This is a genomic window from Paenibacillus sp. P4_A7, assembly GCF_056402455.1.
In genome coordinates, this window is sequence record NZ_JBFUHJ010000505.1 from 1 (window position 1) to 3,869 (window position 3,869).

Below are 3,869 nucleotides of genomic sequence, written 5' to 3' on the forward strand. Positions count from 1 at the left end.
GATATGCAGTAACGTTTCTCGTAAAAATTCATCCCGTTTCTTTAACGCTTCCATAGCTTCATTTTTACAAATTAATGGTAAAGCTGCAATTCCGAGATCGAAGCGGTTGTCCCTCTCCCGTGTGGAAGATAAGCAATCGATGATTTCAATGCGCAACAATTGGATTCCGTTTTCCGTGATCGCAAATTTGACAGGCAAGGGGCCTTTACCGAATTTATCTGTGGGGCTGTCTGATTGAATCAGCCGCTTCTCCTTCAGCTTCTTCAAGCCGGCATAGATGGAAGTAGTGCCAATCTTAGCCCATTCCCTGTATCCTCTTTCCTCTATCAGCTTATTAATTTCATACCCGGAYGATTGTTTAGACTCCGCGATAATTTGTAGTAGCACCAATTCTACATTGGAAAGCTGTTTCACAAGTACCATCCTTCTAGTCCCATAGTTATATTTCACATCCACAATATAACAGTAGTGGAATAAAGAGTAAAGCAAGATTTCTTATTGATAAATTCGTTTTTGAAAAAAAGAGAGAGCATGCCCTCAGCAGCGATCCGTTCTCATAGCTGAGCTAAGCCCCCGTGATAAATATAAATGTAGGTATAGCTAGCTTTTAGTTAGCACGGTGCATAATGTCCATATTTTTTCAGCATTCGTTTCTTTTGACAGTTTCACGCGATTTATCTGAAGAGCGTTGACATTAATTCCTTTGCTTTTCAATTCTTCAGACATTTTTAAGGTTAAAATTAATAATGCCATTTTGGAGTCTCCATACATCTTATATACGCTAAAACGCCGAGTATGCTTGAATTCGCCACGCAAATTATCGAAATCGATTTTTCTTTTCGGATTCAAATGCCATGCTCCACCAAACAATAAAAAAACCACTTCGCTATGAAGTGGTCTGAATTTATTGTTTGGTGGAGCCAAGGGGATCGTACTCCTGACCTCATCGCTACCAGCGATACACACTCCTTGACAGAGCTAATTCCCCGTTATATTTCTTATGCTCTGTTATGCAATTCTTTTGGAATTGTTAAATACCCCACTACGGACTCCCACCATTGGGTATTTCACTACCATAGATATGAACTTACCCAAAAAGATGTGGCAGTTCGTCTGCATATAAGAATACTACTGCAATAGCAATCAAGAGATTCAATAAGGCCGGTATCACTTTTTCGATCGGATGTTTGACTCTGAAATGCGAGAAGCACGCCAATAGCATCATAATGCCTATCAATATTCCTGCCCATGCGGCAATCCCCGGATACCAGTAGCCGATAATGAGTCCTATGCATCCAACAATTTGAACGTAGCCCGTAATGACGCGGAACCATTGAGGAAGTCTAATCGAATCAAACAGTTCGACCTGATGCTTGATTCCTGCAATCTTGCTTCCGCCAAAGAAAGCCATGGAGAAAAGTAGCCAACTTTGAAGAACGATGGTTAGTATATGCATTTGAATCCACTTCCTTATTAATTTATTTTTATCCGACACCGATCGGTGTCCTATTTCATGATATAACACCATTATGTGTCCTGTAAAGCAATTATTATGTTGTATTTGGTGTAAATCTTTTCAATTGGTCGATTTGGATTCTTAATAGGCGACATGCCAGCAAATTTATAAAATATGACGCTCCATCCTGCGGCAAGACCGAACAATAATCGGTCTGCTGGATTTTCACGACGAGTAGTTCTCAAAGTATCATTCAGCATTCATAAACGAACCTTTCACACCTCATCTTTCATTTCGAACTAGCTTAAGCAACATAACTAATTTAGCTCTCGCAAGTAATACAAATTCGGTAAAAGCCTTTTCACTTCATTACGTCCGCGCGGACTGAACCCCGGGGTTCGCCCCCAGGGAAATTCCACCAAATAAACAGAAAACCACGTCCTCTGGACGTGGTTTTCTGTTTATTTGGTGGAGCCTAGGGGGATACAGCTCGTCTAACTCGCTTACCCACTATGGGATGTATGAATCTTGATCTAATGGCTGACGAAGCTAGCTTACCCCACGAGGACTTTTAGCGGTAGATTCAGACGCCGTGCTCCTCCATTAGATGTATTCCTACGAAGCTTACTCACCATTTTCGTCCGCGCGGACTGAAACCCTGACCTCTTGCATGCCATGCAAGCGCTCTCCCACAACTGTCCAGTACACTACCCTGCTTACTGCGAGCGACAAGACAATAAAATTTTTCCCGTGCCCCCACCTAATTCGAAGAGTTCGTGAGCGGCCTTAGCGTCGGACAAAGGGAATATATGCTGTATAACAGGTTGAATAGCTCCTTTAGCGAGAAGCTGAAATAAAATATTCAAATCTTCTTTAAGCCAAACGCGTTTTGACTTTCTAGTAACGGCAATGCTGTAAAAAATGCTTCGCTTGCCATCTGGCACTAATTTATAAGACATCAGTCGCATGAGACTTGATAGCACAAAAGGTTTGGATTCCGCATTTTGAAATCCGTATCCGATCAGCCGGCCGCCTTTACGCAATACTTGGTAGGATCTTTTATAATTGTTGCCGCCTATTGGGTCGAATACAGCATCGATACCTTTCGGAAATCGTGATCGGATTTCCTCTACAAAATCTGTGTTCCTATAATCGATAGGCGTGGCATGCAGACTGGAAATGAAGGGGTGCCGGGACTGAGATGCCGTACCGAGCATCTCCAAATCGGAGAGTTTGCCGAGCTGCAGTAAAGCTGTTCCAACACCTCCTGCAGCGCCGTGAACCAATACTTTTTCACCCTTCTGCATCTTCGCATACCGATGAAGCATTTGATAGGCTGTCGCATAATTAAGCACGATACAAGCGGCCTCTTCCGGCTTTATGCCTTCAGGCAGCGGAACCAATTCATCGTGCTTGATGCAAATATATTCCGAGTAACCACCGATGACGGTTAACGCAGCTACAAGCTGGTCTGCGCGCACCGAGGTAACACCACTTCCAACTTCTTTTACAACACCGACGATTTCAAAGCCAGGCGTCACTGGAAGCTTCTGAAAAGGGGGTGTCAGGACACCCTTTCTAATCATAATGTCACCATGAGCAACCCCTGTTACGAGAACCTGGACCAAGACTTCATTGGATTTAGGCACGGGAACGTCTTCTTTCAGCATATGAAGGACTTCATGGCCGCCATATCGGTCGAACACGATGCGTCTGTTGCGCAACATCAAGCTTCGCTCCTTTGAAATTCTATTGCTTCTATTAGGCTCTTAATAACTTGCAGGGCATCAGGTATACTGGAGCTCAAGCAATAAAATCGCTCTTTGCCTTTGTGGACACAATCGACAAGATGGGCTTGCCGTAAAATCTTTAAGTGATGGGATACGGCAGGCCTTGAAATCTCCATTCGTTCGGTGATTTGCGTTACGTTCAAACTTGTCAGTTCAATAAGAAGAGCGATAATTTGTTGGCGGTTCACGTCTCCCAACGCTTGGAATATCATGGTGCTTTGGGTGAACTTATCTAGGATTAGTTTGTTGTCGCAATTATGATGCTTCATGAAACTCTCCTTATGTTTAAATTTTTAAACATGTAAACATATATACATTTTATTCCATCTCGATTGAGAATGCAATAGAACCATAGTTAGCTGTTATGCTGCGATATTATCACACTAGCTTCATCAAGTGATCATGAACAGTTATTGAGCATAATTACATTATGCAAAAAAGCCTTTAAACACTCAGAAGTTCTTGTGTTTAAAGGCTTTTTAAGTTACGGAGCCTAGGGGGATACAACTCGCACATGCTCGTCTTCCCATCTTGGGATATCCGAATCTTGATTCAATAGCTGACGAAGTTTATTCGACGAGGACTTTTAGCGGTAGATTCAGACGCCGTGCTCCTCCATTAGA

The 3,869-nt window shown here is 42.7% G+C and carries 5 protein-coding genes; all 5 read right to left on the minus strand.

Translation table 11 applies throughout. The features are described from left to right. Positions 1-414: PadR family transcriptional regulator (locus AC1DWN_RS29855; protein WP_477562497.1), on the minus strand; the 414-nt coding region annotated here is incomplete at its 3' end. A 186-nt stretch (positions 415-600) separates the two neighbouring features. Next, positions 601-924 (minus strand): hypothetical protein, encoded by a 324-nt coding sequence (locus AC1DWN_RS29860; protein ID WP_477562498.1) that lies wholly within the window; start codon positions 922-924, stop codon positions 601-603. Positions 925-1,087: 163 nt separating this feature from the next. Beyond that, positions 1,088-1,456, minus strand: coding sequence for a DoxX family protein (locus AC1DWN_RS29865; protein ID WP_477562499.1), 369 nt, complete (start codon positions 1,454-1,456; stop codon positions 1,088-1,090). A gap of 716 nt (positions 1,457-2,172) precedes the next feature. Next, positions 2,173-3,183, minus strand: coding sequence for a medium chain dehydrogenase/reductase family protein (locus tag AC1DWN_RS29870; protein ID WP_477562500.1), 1,011 nt, complete (start codon positions 3,181-3,183; stop codon positions 2,173-2,175). After that, positions 3,183-3,515 (minus strand): ArsR/SmtB family transcription factor, encoded by a 333-nt coding sequence (locus AC1DWN_RS29875; RefSeq protein WP_477562501.1) that lies wholly within the window; start codon positions 3,513-3,515, stop codon positions 3,183-3,185. The genes AC1DWN_RS29870 and AC1DWN_RS29875 overlap by 1 nt, the downstream gene beginning before the upstream one ends. Positions 3,516-3,869 lie beyond the last annotated feature (354 nt).